Below are 13094 nucleotides of genomic sequence, written 5' to 3' on the forward strand. Positions count from 1 at the left end.
GCCTTGTCCCACCCACCTGCTAAGTAGCGGACCGGGGGCTGAGCATTGAGGAGAGCTCGCATGGCACGTAGTCCCGGGTTGCGCAAAGCGCTGGCCGAAAAATTCGACGACGAGCTGAAGTTCTTCAAGGGCTGGATCGACAAGCCGAAAACCGTCGGCTCGATCGTTCCCACAAGTTCCATCACCGCCCGCAAGATGGCTTCGATCGTCAATCCGAGATCGGGCCTGCCGGTGCTTGAAGTCGGGCCCGGCACCGGCGTCATCACCCGCGCCATCCTGGCCCAGGGCGTGAGGCCGGAGAATCTCTACGCGGTCGAATATTCGAGCGACTTCGTGCGCCATCTGCGCGGGCTCTATCCCGGCGTCAACGTGATCGAGGGCGACGCCTTCAATCTCAACGCCACGCTCGGCGACAAGCGCGACATGGTGTTCGATTCGGTGGTCTCCGGCGTGCCGCTGCTCAATTTCCCGGTTGCCCAGCGCATCGCCTATATCGAAAGCCTGCTCGACCGCATCCCGCATGGCCGGCCGATCGTGCAGCTGACCTATGGCCCGCTGTCGCCGATCCCGGCGGGGCGCGGCGACTACACGGTCGAGCATTTCGATTTCATCATCCGCAACATTCCGCCGACGCAGCTGTGGATCTACCGGCGCGCGGCGCATTAGATGATGGGAATAGGGGAGTAAGGCATTAGGGAGTAGGGAATGAACGGGACGATTTGCGGACTAATCCCTACTGCCCTACTGCCTTACTCCCCTACTCCCTTAGCAAAGCAAGCCGATGGCCGTGATCCCAAGAATCCTCGTCTTCGCCGGCTCGGTCCGGACCGGCGCGTTCAGCGGCCGGACGGCCGATGTCGCGCAGAAGGAACTCGCCATGCAGGGCGCGGAAGTGACGCGCATCTCGCTCGGCGATTATCCGCTGCCGATCATGGACGAAGACCTCGAGAAGGAAAAAGGCATCCCCGAGAATGCCGTGAAGCTCGCTCGGCAGATCGCGGTCCATGATGGCTTGCTGATCGCCACGCCGGAATATAACGGCTCGATCCCGCCATTGCTCAAGAACGCGATCGACTGGGTAAGCCGGATACCGCGCGACGGCGACCGTGCATCCAGGCCACTTGCCGGCAAGCCGGTGGGGCTCTGCTCGTCCTCGGAGGGCAAGTTCGCCGGCATACGCTGCATCAACCATCTGCGCGCGGTGCTGGTGCGCTGCCAGATGGAGGTGATTACGCCGGAATGCTCTGTTGCCGGCGCCGACGAAGCTTTCGCCGAGGACGGACAATTCAGGGACGATAGACAACACCGATCGATGGAGCGCCTATGCCGTACGCTGATCGAAACCTCGCGCATGCTGTCCACCCGGATCGAGGCGTGATGCATTTCGCGGAAGCCGACACCATGCAAGAGAGGCTGATCGTCGGGCTCGACCTGCCGACGCTGAAGGAGGCCGAGAAGGCGGTGCGCGAGCTCGAGGGCACCGTTTCCTTCTACAAGATCGGCTACCAGCTCGCCTTCGCCGGCGGGTTGGACTTCGCTCGGGAACTGGCGAGCGGCGGCACGAAAGTGTTCCTCGACATGAAGCTGCTCGACATCGACAACACGGTGGCCAAGGGCGTCGAGAATATCGTCAGGATGGGCATGACGATGCTGACGCTGCATGCATATCCAAAAGCGATGAAAGCAGCGGTCGAGGCGGCCAAAGGCAGCGATCTGTGCCTGCTCGGCGTGACGGTGCTGACCTCGATGGACGAGCAGGACATGATCGACGCCGGCTACGAATACGACCCGCACACGCTGGTGCTCAGGCGCTCCGAACAGGCGCTGCACGCCGGCATGGGCGGCATCGTCTGCTCGGCGGAGGAGGCCGAGGCGGTGCGCCGGATCGTCGGCCCCGACATGGCGGTGGTGACGCCGGGCATCCGGCCGTCTGGCAGCGACCATGGCGACCAGAAACGCGTGGTGACGCCAGCGCAGGCAATTCGCAACGGATCCAGCCATCTCGTCGTGGGCCGGCCCATCGTCGCGGCGCCGGACCGCCGCGCGGCGGCCGAGGCGATCCTCACCGAGATGCAATCAGCCTGATTTTTCGAACCGGAGAAAGCAATGCCAAAGGGATATTGGATCGCTCGTGTCGATGTGCGCGATGCCGAGGGCTACAAGGACTATGTCGCCGCCGCAAAGCTCGCCTTCGACCGCTTCGGCGCGAAATTCCTGGCACGCGGCGGCGAGCATGAAAAGGCCGAAGGGCCTGGACGCGCCCGCAACGTCATCATCGAGTTCGAGTCGTTGGCGGCAGCGCATGATTGCTACCACTCGCCGGAATACCAGCGCGCCGTCGCCATCCGCCAGAAAGTGGCCGACGGCGAGATCGTGCTGGTGGAAGGGATTTAGTTCGTCGAAGCAGGGGCGGTAGATCAGCTGTTTGCTGCGTTGGCACGTTGGAGATTAGCCGAAACGCCCATCGCTTCGTCATCCATGGGCGGAGCAAGGAGCTCCGCCCTGGAATGACGAAATCGTTCGGTCTCAGCCAATATGAAGGTCACGACCTCAATCTATTGGCAGCCGTCTCTGCCATCGCATCGGCGAGGTTCATGCCCCACTCTCTGCGGCAATAGTCGCGAAAATCGAAGCAGGGCAGGCCCGGACAAACCTCGAACTCGATGAGGTGGACGGTATCGTCGGCCTCGACCCGGAAATCGACGGAAAAGACATCCCGCAAGCCAAGGCCGCCGATCAACCTTTGCGCGATGGCGCGGATTTTCCGGTCGGCCGCCGGCTGGCGCGAGCCGACAGGCTCGAGCTCCGGCTCGGCATAGGTTCCCGCATCCTTCGCGGCCTGGCCGGTCTCGCCATAGAGCGCCATCGAGTCGGCCATGGTCTGGAAGTCGCCGCCGGAATCGACAAAGAAGACGCCGAGCGCCTCGACGCCGGTTTCGGGCTTCAGCCCGAGGAAGCTCGCCCGCACGTTGCGGCCGGCGACATAGGGCTGGACGACGACGTCGTCGCGATAATGGGCAAAGACACGCCGGCTAAGTTCCAGCGCGTGGCCGAGATCGGCGATGCGCGAATCCGGCCAGATGCCGATCTTGGCGCCAAGCCGGTTCGGCTTGACGAACCAGCCGGCGGACGAGGCCGGCGGCTCGACCAGCCATTCGCCGTTGCGCGCCAAGCCGGCGGGCGGCGCCGGCAGGCCGAGCGCGCCGAGCACCGCGCCCGAGCGGAACTTGTCCTGGCAGAGCGCGAACAGCGAATCGTCGGCGCCGATGGTGCGCAGCCCGTTGAGCCGCGCCATTGCGGGCGCGGCGCCGCCACGGAAATAGGCGATGCCGTCGGTCAGCGTCCAGACCAGCGTCGTCGCCGGATCTGCCTTCGCCAGCAGCAGCGCCGCGTCGTCGAGCTCCACAGCCGTGAAGGCGAGGCCGCGCGTCTCGCAGGCGACGGCCAGCATGCCAAACTCAGGCGCCAGATCGGTCGATTGCGCCAGGTAGGACGAGATTTCGAGGGCGCGCTCCGCCGGATAACCATCGGCGACAAGCCGATCAAAGCAGGCCTTTTCCGGCTCGTGGACAAGGACCAGTGTCGGCTGCGGCATCGAATGCTCCGGGCGAAATCAGGCGCTTACCATCGCATGGCCGGAGCGGCCGGCTTGCGGGAAACCGACCGGGCCGGGCGATTGCGTGATAGCTCAGGCGATCAGCACACGCGGCTCGAAGCGGCCTTTGACCGGAATATCGAGCAGGAAGGTCATGCCTGCCTGCGGATCGAGAGCGCGCTGCTTCTCGTCCTTGCCTTTCCAGGCCGAGGTCACCGCCAGGCGGTCGGCCTTCTGGCCGACAAAGGCCGGGCAAGAAGCCTGCGTCACCGGCATTGCGATCTCGCGCAGCAGTGTGCCGTCCGGCGCATAGGCCTTCACCGCCCTGCCGCCCCAGACCGCGTTCCACAGCACACCGTGGCGGTCGACGACCGAGCCGTCGACATAGCCTTTCGAGGAGCGATGGTCGACGAACACTTTCGGTTCGCCTTTGGGCAGGCCGGTCGCCGGATCGCAGGCGACGCGCATCAGAAGCCCGGTCGCGGTATCGGTGTAGTAGGCGGTTGCGCCATCTTCCGAGAAACAGATCGAGTTCGATACTGTGATGTCGGAAAACAGCCGGCGCAGCTCGCCCTTGAAGAACCAGTAGATCGAGCCGGCGCCCTTCTCCTCGTCCTTGCCCATCGTTCCGGTCCAGAAGGCGCCGCATGGATGGACACGGGAATCGTTGGAGCGGGTCAAGCGATTGTCGGCCTCGATCGGCGTGTGCGGCGTCAGCCTGCCGGTCCTGACGTCCCTGACCTGCAGCCCGATCTCGGTGGCGATGAGCTGGCGATCGTCATCGATGACGGCGATGGCGCTCGCCATCAGGCCGAGATCATGGATTTTCAGGGCACCGGCGAGCGGCTTTTCCAGAAGCTTGCCGTTGACGATGTCGAACCAGAACAGCGTGTCGGTGGCGGGATCGTAGCTCGGGCCTTCGCCGAGCTCGCAAATGTAGTCGGAAAAAACCGAAACGCCGTCCATCATGCCACTCCGAAGGCTTCGTCCCAGGCGGCGACCGCGGCACGGGCGCGCTGCGCCACGTCCTCGACGCTTGCACCTGGCTTGTAGAGGCTCGACCCCAGACCGAAGACGCTGACGCCGACCGCCTTGTAGCCGGCAAAATCCTTGTCGGATACGCCGCCGACGGCGCCGACCAGCGTCGTTGCCGGCAGCACCGCGCGGATCGCCGCGATGCCGCCCGATCCAAGCACGCTCGCCGGGAAGAATTTCAGCGCCGAGGCGCCGAGCCGGATCGCCTGGAAGGCTTCGGTGGGCGTGAACACGCCAGGCATCGTCACCATGCCGTGCTGCATGGCGCGGCCCATGACCTCGGCATCGATGTTGGGACTGACCAGCAGACGCCCGCCGGCCTTGTGCAAGGCGTCGACATCCGCCCCCGTCAGCACCGTACCGGCGCCGATCAGCGCCGTTTGCGGAAGCGCCTTGACCAGATCGGCGATGGAGACGAACGGCTCCGGCGAATTGAGCGGCACCTCGATCGCCTCGATGCCGGCGTCATGGATCGCCCGGCCGATAGCCACCGCCTCGGAGGGCTTCAGACCGCGCAGGATGGCGACAAGGCCGCGCCTGAGCTTCGGAAAGGGTGCGGTCTGGCTCATGAAGCGCCTCCAATCATGCCGTTCTCCCGCGCCGCCTCGACGAGGCCGGCGCGCACCGCTTCATCGGCGTCGACAGCGCGAAAAGCAAGGCCAGCAAAACCCAGGGCGGAACCATAAAGCGTGGCCAGCGCACCGGAGGCGACCAATGCCACCGGCGCGTCGCTCGCGCCGTAGCGGCGCCTTGCCGAGGCGATCTCGCCGCCGATCAGAAGTCCGGACAGGCATGCCGCCGCATCGGCGGGCTGCAGGTCCTGCAGAAGCCCGGCCGCACGGATGGCAAACAGCTTTGACGTGACGTCGCCGCCTTCGCCGAGTGCCCGTTCGCACCACTGACGGAAGAACGGGCTGTCCGCGACGACCGGGGCAGGATGCTCGCCCAGCGAATGTTTCAGGATCGAGTGCGTGGCGAGCACCGAAAACAATTCCCCGGTCGGCCATGTGCCAAAGCCCGCGACCGCGCCCTCCTCGACCGCGACCCATTTCGAATGCGTGCCCGGCATGCAGACGAGGTGGCGTCCCTTTGCCGGCAAACCGGCGCCGGCAAGCTGGGTTTCCTCGCCGCGCATGACATCCGGCGCATCGGCCAGGCGTTGCGCCAAGCCAGGCACGATGCGGATGTCGCGCCGCTCGCTTTCGATGCGGGCGGCACCGCGCAAAATGGCGCCGATCGGCGCCGGCACGGTGACGTAAGGCGCCTCGATCCAGCCTTGCCGGGAACCGGCCATGCCGCAGATGATGACCGGCAACGTGTCCGGCGCGCCCATGGCGGCAAGGTGGCCTTCCAGCACCTTGGCAAAACCCTTCTCGCGGGCGGTGATCAGCCCGTCGTCGCCGCGCCGCTCGGCAAGCACCTTTCCCGAGCTGTCGAGCAGCCAGGCCCTGAGCCGCGTCGTGCCCCAGTCGAGCGCGGCAACCGCAGGTGCCGGGCTCACAGGAAGCCTCCATCGACGATCAGCATCTGGGCGGTGAGCATGCGCGAGGCATCCGATGCCAGGAACAGCACCGTGCCCACCATGTCGTCGGGCAACATGACATCCTTGATGCATTGCTTGGCGACATGGGCGGCGAGCCCCTCGTCCGTCACCCAGAGCTCGCGCTGCCGTTCGGTGATGACCCAGCCTGGCGCCACCGCGTTGACGCGGATGCGGTCGGCGCCGAGCTTGCCGGCAAGGCCCTTGGTCAGGCCGAGTATGCCTGCCTTGGCGGCGGTATAGGCCGGCATATCGGGATGGTTGATCAGATAGGAGGTGGAGGTGAAATTGATGATCGAACCGCCGCCGGCGCGCTTCATGCCGGGGGCCACGGCCTGCGCGGTGAAGAAATGCGGCCGCAGATTGACCGCGAGGTTGTTGTCCCAGAACTCGACGGTGACGTCTTCCACCGCGTGGCGGTCGTCGAGCGCGGCGTTGTTGACGAGCGTCGTGACATCGCCATGCGCTTCAGCCGCTTTTGCCGCGGCGGCACGCAGCGCCTCGATGTCGCGCAGGTCGGCCTTGAGATAGAGCGGGCGGCGGCCAAGCTCCTTGTCCAGCCGGTCGGCAAGAGCCGTGCTGGACTTGTCGGCTATGTCGATGAAAGCGACCCTGGCGCCCTGCCGCATGAAGCCTTCGGTCAGCGCCGCGCCGATGCCGGAGCCGCCGCCGGTGATCAGCACCGAGGCGCCGTCGAGGTCGGCGAACCGCGCCGATGGCATCATATCTCTTTCTCCGTTTGGCCGGCGCGCATCCTATCCAGACAAAGCGCGGGGGCAAGGGAGAAACGTCGGATTTCCGAGCTAAAGCGCGTCGCGCTGAACCGGATTCAGGCGACGCGCTTTAAGTCTTTGTTTTGATGCATGTCGTTGTCCCAGAACCGCTGCACACTTCTGGGCGACATGCATTAATGTCAGACAAATGACCGGCGCCACGCCAGATCGGCGGCGGCTGGTCTTCCGAACAACTGAAAGGCGCGGTCAGATCGCCTTGGCATGCAGCGCGCCGCGATAGGAATCGCGCAGATAGCCGAGCGTGGCGTCGGCATCGGCCGGCTTGCCGAACAGGTAGCCCTGCCCGCCGGCGCAGCCGAACTGGACGAGACGGTCGGCCTGCGCCTCGTCCTCGATGCCTTCGGCGACGACATCCATGCCGAGCCCCTCGCACATGGCGAGGATGGCGCGGATGATGTGTTCCGAGGGCCGGTCGTCGAGAATGGAGGAGACGAAGGCGCGGTCGATCTTGAGCTTGTCGAAGTGGAATTCGCGCAGGCGGCCGAGCGACGACTGGCCGGTGCCGAAATCGTCGAGCGAGACGCGAATGCCGACGCGGCGCAGGTCCTCGACGATCTTCTCGGCCGAGGCCGGATCGTTCATCAGGCCGGTCTCGGTGATCTCGATCTCCAGCCGGCGCGGATCGAAGCCGGTGCGGTCGAGGATGGCAAGGATATGCAGGCCGGTGTTCTGGTCGACGAGCTGCGACGGCGACAGGTTGAAGGACAGGAACAGCTCCTTAGGCCAGTTGCGCGCGGCCTCGGTCGCCTTGCGCAGCACCAGCTGCGACAGCGGGCCGATGATGCCGCGTTCCTCGGCGATCGGGATGAAGACGGATGGCGGCACGACGCCGAGGTCGCGGTCGGTCCAGCGCGCCAGGGTTTCGAAGCCGATGGTGCGGCGGCTGTTGAGGTCCACGATGGGCTGGAAATGCGGCTCGACCTCGCCGGCCGAGACGGCGCGGCGCAGCGCCTGCTCGATGCGGGTGACACGCTTGGCCGCCTCCTCCATCTCGCGGGTGTAGACGACGACGCGGCCACGGCCCGAGCGCTTGGCGTGATAGAGCGCCGTTTCGGCCTTGTTGATGAGGATCTCGGTGGTCTCGTCGCCGGAATAGAACAGCGAGCAGCCGACCGAGGCCGACAGCCTCGCGGTGCGCTCGCCGACGTCATATGGCGCCGACAATATCTCGATCAGCATGCGCGACTTCTCGGCCGCCTGCTCCTCCGAGAACACCATCGGGTAGAGGTAGGCAAACTCGTCGGCGCCGATGCGGCAGACGGTGGAATAGCCGTCCATCGAGGCGCGCAGCCGCATCGCCACCTGGATCAGGATGTCGTCGCCGGCCTTGTGGCCAAACAGGTCGTTGATCGGCTTGAAGCCGTCGAGGTCGAGGATGCCGACAGTGAAGGGCGCGGGATCGTCGGCGCGGTCGCTGATCAGGCGATCGACCTTGTCGAAGAAGCGACGATGGTTGCCGAGCCCGGTCAACGAATCGGTGAAAGCCAGATCCGTGTTTTCCTTGCCTGGCTGACCGGTGCCAAACGTCGTTTGCATCATGCCTCTGTCGTGATGTCGGTATTTGCGGCCAGACTGGCAGCAAAGCGTTTAGGAAGAGTATCGGAAAATCGATTTTCCATCGTCCAAAAGTCGCTTGCGTCTCCGGCAATGGTTCAGCTTCCGACAAGGAACGCCGATCTACCCCAAGATTAAGCAATTGCGGACGGAGGCTGCCGCGCAACCGCCGAAGCCAGCCGCTTCGCGCCATTCGTGGATCGCCTTAGCCGGCTTGCCTTACGCGATAGAGCTCGATCGGACTGCCCTTCTCGCTGACCAGCTCGAGCCAGTCCGGCACGCTGCCGCGCTGCAGGCCGGCAAGGAAGCCATGCGGCGCCTTCCGGGTCAGGGTCAGGGTCTCGACACTGCCGGGACAGACGGCGACGAGGCCGACACGATGCGCCTCGACGATGGCGCGCGCGTCATCGGCCGAGCTGAGAAAGGCGTCCAGCGCCAGGAGATTGCCGGCGACATTGCGGTGATAGGGGCCGGCGAAGACGCGATGGCCGCTATAGGCAAGGACCGGCGCTCCGAGATTGGAGATCGTCAGCACGGTGGTGCCGGTCATGCCGCCGAGCGGCGCAAAGGTGGCCTTCTTCTGGCAGGTCTTGTCCATGGCGCCGCCGTCGGCGACAGCCGTGCCTTTATCGAACGCCACCGAGGCGGCAGCGGCGACGCCTGTCCAGACCGGGTTGATCGAGACCAGCCAGACGGCCGCCAGGCGCAGCGCCACGCCAAGCGAAGAACTGGTTTCGGCCCGCGCCCGCCATTTGGCGATCCAGGCCGAGAGCGGAATGACCGCGAAGGCGATCGAGAAGGTGGTGCCGCGCACTTGCCAGGCGCCGACCACGAAAGCGACGGCGAGCAGTGCTGCAACGAGGCTGTCCTGCCGCCGCCAGCCGCCGCGGCGGAAGCGCAGCGTCATCAGGATGATCGCGACCAGCGGCGTCCCGTAACGCGCCGCCACGCGCGCCGGATTACGGACAAGCAGCGTGAACAGCGACTGGGCCTCGTCGATATGGTCGAGCCACAGTTCCTTGAGTCGCGGGTCGAGATTGGCGTAGGGCGCGGCGAGGCAATGCGGGAACAGCGCCGCCACGACCACGCCGAGGACGACGCCGAGCGCGGCAAGCGATGCCAGCCTGCGCTGCCAGCCGCGGGCGGCGGGTTCGATCGAGGCGATCGCCGCAAGCCCGATGCCGGCAACGGCCGCGACGAGGAACTGCGCGACCGAGAAGGCATCGCATTGCGCCACGCCCCATGTGGAAGGCGGGACGGTGGTGACGAAGACAAGCGCCGCCACGCCGGCGAAGCCGAGGCCGAAATCCCGGGCGATCGCCCGCTCGCCGCCGGCATCGGCAACGAACAGCAGCGCCACGCAGACGCCGATGGCGGCGACATAGGGCACGGTTTCCATGCCGACGGCGAGCGTCAGAGCGGCGCAGAAGCCGGACAACAGCGCGGCCCAGCGTCGGGCAGGCGCCTCGATCAGCAAAGCGAGGCTCGCCATGGTGAGCATCAACTGGGCGTTGTGGTGATCGAGCGCGCCGGGTGCATAGATGCCCAGGACGTGATAGCCGGCGCCACCGATCAGGATGGCGGGCAGCACCGCGCCACCACCACCGAAGCTGCGCGCGGCGCGCGCGGTGAAGAACAAGGTCGACCAAAACAGCAGCGCCGGCCACAGCACCTGCGCCACGTCCTCGGCGAGCGGCCTGCTGCCGGTAAGCACTGAGGCGGCAAGCACGATCGCTGCGATCGGCGCGTCGACCAGCCTCGACCAATGCATGACGAAGCCGCCTTCCGGGCCCATCCGGTACTGGTGCAGGTCGAACCAGCCCTGGCCGGCGAGCAGGTCGCGGACCTCGACGAGGCGCAACAGATTGTCGTTGTCGCCGCCGGCATCGGTCAGCGGGCCAAAACCGGTCCACGCATCGAGCGCGAACGCGAGCAAGGCGGCAAGCAGCGCCAGCATGAGATCGGACTTCCAGGTGGCGGCGCCGTTCTCGGCTGTGCCCATTGCCTTGGCCTTTGAAGGGAGAGGATCGGTTTAAACCTAGCCTTAACGGCTTCAATAAATAGTAAAACGGCTCGACGGGGCCGGCATGAGCACGGCCGGAGGCTGGTCGGGCGCCCGGAGACAGACATGCCGCATGCAGTCCGCCACGAGCCGGTTATCGCCGTGCTCCTGCCTTGCTACAACGAAGAGCTGACGATCGGCGAGGTCGTGCGGCGTTTCCGCGAGACCCTGCCGTCGGCCGCGATCTATGTCTACGACAACAATTCCAAGGACCTGACGGCGCTGAAAGCCCGCGCCGCCGGCGCCAACGTCGTGCGCGAGCCGCGACAGGGCAAGGGCAATGTGGTGCGGCGCATGTTCGCCGACATCGATGCCGACATCTATGTGATGGCCGACGGCGACGGCACCTATGCGCCGGAGGATGCGCCGCAGCTGATCAACGTGCTGCTGACCGAGCGCTCCGACATGGTGGTCGGCACCAGGCGCGGCGTGACCGACGATGCCGGCCGCAACGGCCACGCCTTCGGCAACCGTGTCTTCAACCGCCTCTACAAAAGCCTGTTCGGCACGGACTTCACCGACATATTTTCGGGCTACCGGATCTTTTCCCGCCGCTTCGTCAAGAGTTTCCCGGCCGTCTCCGGCGGCTTCGAGATCGAGACCGAGATGTCGGTGCATGCCTCGCAGCTGAAATTGCCGGTGAGCGAGATGGCGCTCGATTACGGCCGCCGCCCGGAAGGCTCGTCGTCGAAGCTGTCGACCTTCCGCGATGGCGCCAGGATCCTGTGGATGTTCGCCATGCTGATGAAGGAGACGCAGCCGCTGCGCTTCTTCGGCACGTTCGCGCTGTTCTTCCTGGCGGCCAGCATCGGCCTGATGATCCCGGTGCTGGTCGAGTTCGCCGAGACGGGGCTGGTGCCGCGCATGCCGACCTGGGTGCTGTCGATCGGCATGCTGCTTCTGGCCATGCTCTCCATGATGACCGGGTTGATCCTCGATTCGGTTTCGCGCGGCCGGGCCGAGCAGAAGCGCATCTTCTACCTGTCGATTTCCTCCGGTCGCGCCGAGCGCCCGCCATCCGGGCAGGCCTCGCCGAAAAGCGAGCCGCGCAAGGCCTCGCGGGCGGCATAGTGGACCGCCTTGTCCGCTTCGCCCTTGCCGGCGGCATCGGCTTCGCCGCCGACGCGGCGGCACTCTGGCTGCTGCTTTCGGCGACGCCGCTCGGCGCGCTCTCGGCGCGCGTGCTGTCGATCGGCTTCGCGCTCTGCGTCACCTGGCAGGTAAACCGCCATCTGACCTTCTCGCCGTCGAGCCGGGGCATCGCGCAGGAAGGCGCGCGCTACGGCGGCGTCGGCATCGCCACCAGCGTCGTCAATTATCTGGTCTACTGCGCCGCCCTGTTCGCGCTGCCGGGGCTGCCGCCGCTGGCGGCCCTCGCCTTTGCCTCGATCGTCGCCATGGCGCTATCCTTCCTGGGTTATTCGCGCCTGGTCTTCGACCGCTGAGCTTCTGCACCAAGCGAGCACGATTGGCAGGCGCCGCCTATTTCCTTATATCGGGCGTCTGAGTTTCCCGGAGACCGAAAATGCCGCTGAAGATCGCCGTCCAGATGGACCATGTCTCCACCGTGTCGATCGCCGGCGACACCTCGTTTGCGCTGTCGCTGGAGGCGCAGCGGCGCGGCCACAAGCTTTTCCACTACACGCCCGACCGGCTGTCGATGCGCGACGGCAAGGTGTTCGCGCGCGTCGAGGAGATGCAGGTGCGCGACGAGAAGGGCAACCACTATTCGCTGGGCGAGAAGGTGCGCACCGACCTCTCCGAGATGGACGTGGTGCTGCTCCGGCAAGACCCGCCCTTCGACATGAACTACATCACCACCACGCACATTCTGGAGCGCATCCATCCGAAGACGCTGGTGATCAACGACCCGGCCTGGGTGCGCAACAGCCCGGAAAAGATCTTCGTCACCGAATTCCCGGACCTGATGCCGGAAACTCTGATCACCAAGGACCCGCAAGAGGTGGCCGCCTTCCGCAAGGAATTCGGCGACATCATCGTCAAGCCGCTCTACGGCAATGGCGGCGCCGGCATCTTCCATCTGCACGAGGCCGACCGCAACCTTGCCTCGCTGCTGGAAATGTTCGGCCAGCTGTTCCGCGAGCCCTATATCGTGCAGCGCTACCTCAAGGACGTGCGCAAGGGCGACAAGCGCATCATCCTGATCGACGGCGAGCCGGTGGGCGCCATCAACCGCGTGCCGGCCGAGCACGATTCCCGCTCCAACATGCATGTCGGCGGCCGCGCCGAGAAGACGGATCTGACCGAGCGCGAGCGCGAGATCTGCGCCCGCATCGGAACGTCGCTCAGGGAACGCGGCTTCATCCTCGTCGGCATCGACGTGATCGGCGATTACATGACCGAGATCAACGTCACCTCGCCGACCGGCGTGCGCGAAGTGCAGCGTTTCGGCGGGGCGGATATTGCGGGCTTGTTCTGGGATTGCGTGGAAGGGAAGAGGACGTAAGCCTCCCATACGACCGGTCTGCCAAATGCGCTGGAAGGAGTAGATCT

Annotated in this window: 14 protein-coding genes; 7 read left to right on the forward strand and 7 right to left on the reverse strand. The window is 65.6% G+C overall.

All coding sequences use genetic code 11. From position 1 onward, the window contains the following. The first annotated feature begins 60 nt into the window (after nucleotides 1-60). From pmtA to RFM98_RS26330, 4 genes are all read left to right on the forward strand, one after another. On the forward strand, nucleotides 61-666 hold the full coding sequence (gene pmtA / locus RFM98_RS26315; RefSeq protein ID WP_320311525.1) for a phospholipid N-methyltransferase PmtA: 606 nt from the start codon (nucleotides 61-63) through the stop codon (nucleotides 664-666). Between the two features lie 115 nt (nucleotides 667-781). Next, nucleotides 782-1378 carry an NADPH-dependent FMN reductase gene (locus RFM98_RS26320; RefSeq protein ID WP_320311526.1) on the forward strand — a complete coding sequence of 199 codons (597 nt, stop codon included), beginning with the start codon at nucleotides 782-784 and terminating at the stop codon, nucleotides 1376-1378. Beyond that, nucleotides 1378-2085, forward strand: a complete 708-nt coding sequence (gene pyrF / locus RFM98_RS26325; protein ID WP_320216338.1) for an orotidine-5'-phosphate decarboxylase — start codon at nucleotides 1378-1380, stop codon at nucleotides 2083-2085. The genes RFM98_RS26320 and pyrF overlap by 1 nt, the downstream gene beginning before the upstream one ends. A gap of 21 nt (nucleotides 2086-2106) precedes the next feature. Then, entirely contained in the window at nucleotides 2107-2394 is a 288-nt protein-coding gene (locus RFM98_RS26330) for a DUF1330 domain-containing protein (protein WP_040986451.1), read from the forward strand. A 148-nt stretch (nucleotides 2395-2542) separates the two neighbouring features. Here the strand turns inward: RFM98_RS26330 and RFM98_RS26335 are convergent, their stop codons facing one another. The 7 genes from RFM98_RS26335 to RFM98_RS26365 all read right to left on the reverse strand — a co-directional run bounded on the left by RFM98_RS26335 (nucleotide 2543) and on the right by RFM98_RS26365 (nucleotide 10520). Next, nucleotides 2543-3595: a D-alanine--D-alanine ligase family protein gene (locus RFM98_RS26335; protein ID WP_320311527.1), complete on the reverse strand. Its 1053-nt coding sequence runs from the start codon at nucleotides 3593-3595 to the stop codon at nucleotides 2543-2545. Between the two features lie 93 nt (nucleotides 3596-3688). Beyond that, entirely contained in the window at nucleotides 3689-4561 is an 873-nt protein-coding gene (locus RFM98_RS26340) for an SMP-30/gluconolactonase/LRE family protein (RefSeq protein ID WP_320311528.1), read from the reverse strand. Beyond that, a complete protein-coding gene (locus RFM98_RS26345) occupies nucleotides 4561-5199 on the reverse strand; it encodes a 2-dehydro-3-deoxy-6-phosphogalactonate aldolase (protein WP_320311529.1) in 639 nt (212 codons plus the stop codon). Before RFM98_RS26345 ends, RFM98_RS26340 begins: the two co-directional genes overlap by 1 nt. Next, nucleotides 5196-6131 carry a 2-dehydro-3-deoxygalactonokinase gene (locus RFM98_RS26350; RefSeq protein ID WP_320311530.1) on the reverse strand — a complete coding sequence of 312 codons (936 nt, stop codon included), beginning with the start codon at nucleotides 6129-6131 and terminating at the stop codon, nucleotides 5196-5198. Before RFM98_RS26350 ends, RFM98_RS26345 begins: the two co-directional genes overlap by 4 nt. Continuing rightward, the gene (locus tag RFM98_RS26355; RefSeq protein ID WP_320311531.1) at nucleotides 6128-6895 is read right to left on the reverse strand and encodes an SDR family NAD(P)-dependent oxidoreductase; all 768 of its coding nucleotides are present in this window, start codon (nucleotides 6893-6895) and stop codon (nucleotides 6128-6130) included. The genes RFM98_RS26350 and RFM98_RS26355 overlap by 4 nt, the downstream gene beginning before the upstream one ends. 255 nt (nucleotides 6896-7150) lie before the next feature. Then, nucleotides 7151-8500: a putative bifunctional diguanylate cyclase/phosphodiesterase gene (locus tag RFM98_RS26360; protein WP_320311583.1), complete on the reverse strand. Its 1350-nt coding sequence runs from the start codon at nucleotides 8498-8500 to the stop codon at nucleotides 7151-7153. Nucleotides 8501-8723: 223 nt separating this feature from the next. Continuing rightward, on the reverse strand, nucleotides 8724-10520 hold the full coding sequence (locus RFM98_RS26365) for a GtrA family protein (RefSeq protein WP_320311532.1): 1797 nt from the start codon (nucleotides 10518-10520) through the stop codon (nucleotides 8724-8726). 126 nt (nucleotides 10521-10646) lie between these two features. Between RFM98_RS26365 and RFM98_RS26370 the strand changes: the two genes are divergently transcribed. From RFM98_RS26370 to gshB, 3 genes are all read left to right on the forward strand, one after another. Further along, complete coding sequence (locus RFM98_RS26370; RefSeq protein ID WP_320311533.1) at nucleotides 10647-11651, forward strand: glycosyltransferase; 1005 nt, start codon at nucleotides 10647-10649, stop codon at nucleotides 11649-11651. Further along, entirely contained in the window at nucleotides 11651-12025 is a 375-nt protein-coding gene (locus tag RFM98_RS26375) for a GtrA family protein (RefSeq protein ID WP_320311534.1), read from the forward strand. Before RFM98_RS26370 ends, RFM98_RS26375 begins: the two co-directional genes overlap by 1 nt. Before the next feature lie 80 nt (nucleotides 12026-12105). Then, a complete protein-coding gene (gshB, locus tag RFM98_RS26380) occupies nucleotides 12106-13047 on the forward strand; it encodes a glutathione synthase (protein ID WP_320311535.1) in 942 nt (313 codons plus the stop codon). Nucleotides 13048-13094: the final 47 nt, after the last annotated feature.

Origin of the sequence: Mesorhizobium australafricanum (assembly GCF_033977265.1) — a bacterium.
GTDB lineage: Bacteria > Pseudomonadota > Alphaproteobacteria > Rhizobiales > Rhizobiaceae > Mesorhizobium > Mesorhizobium australafricanum.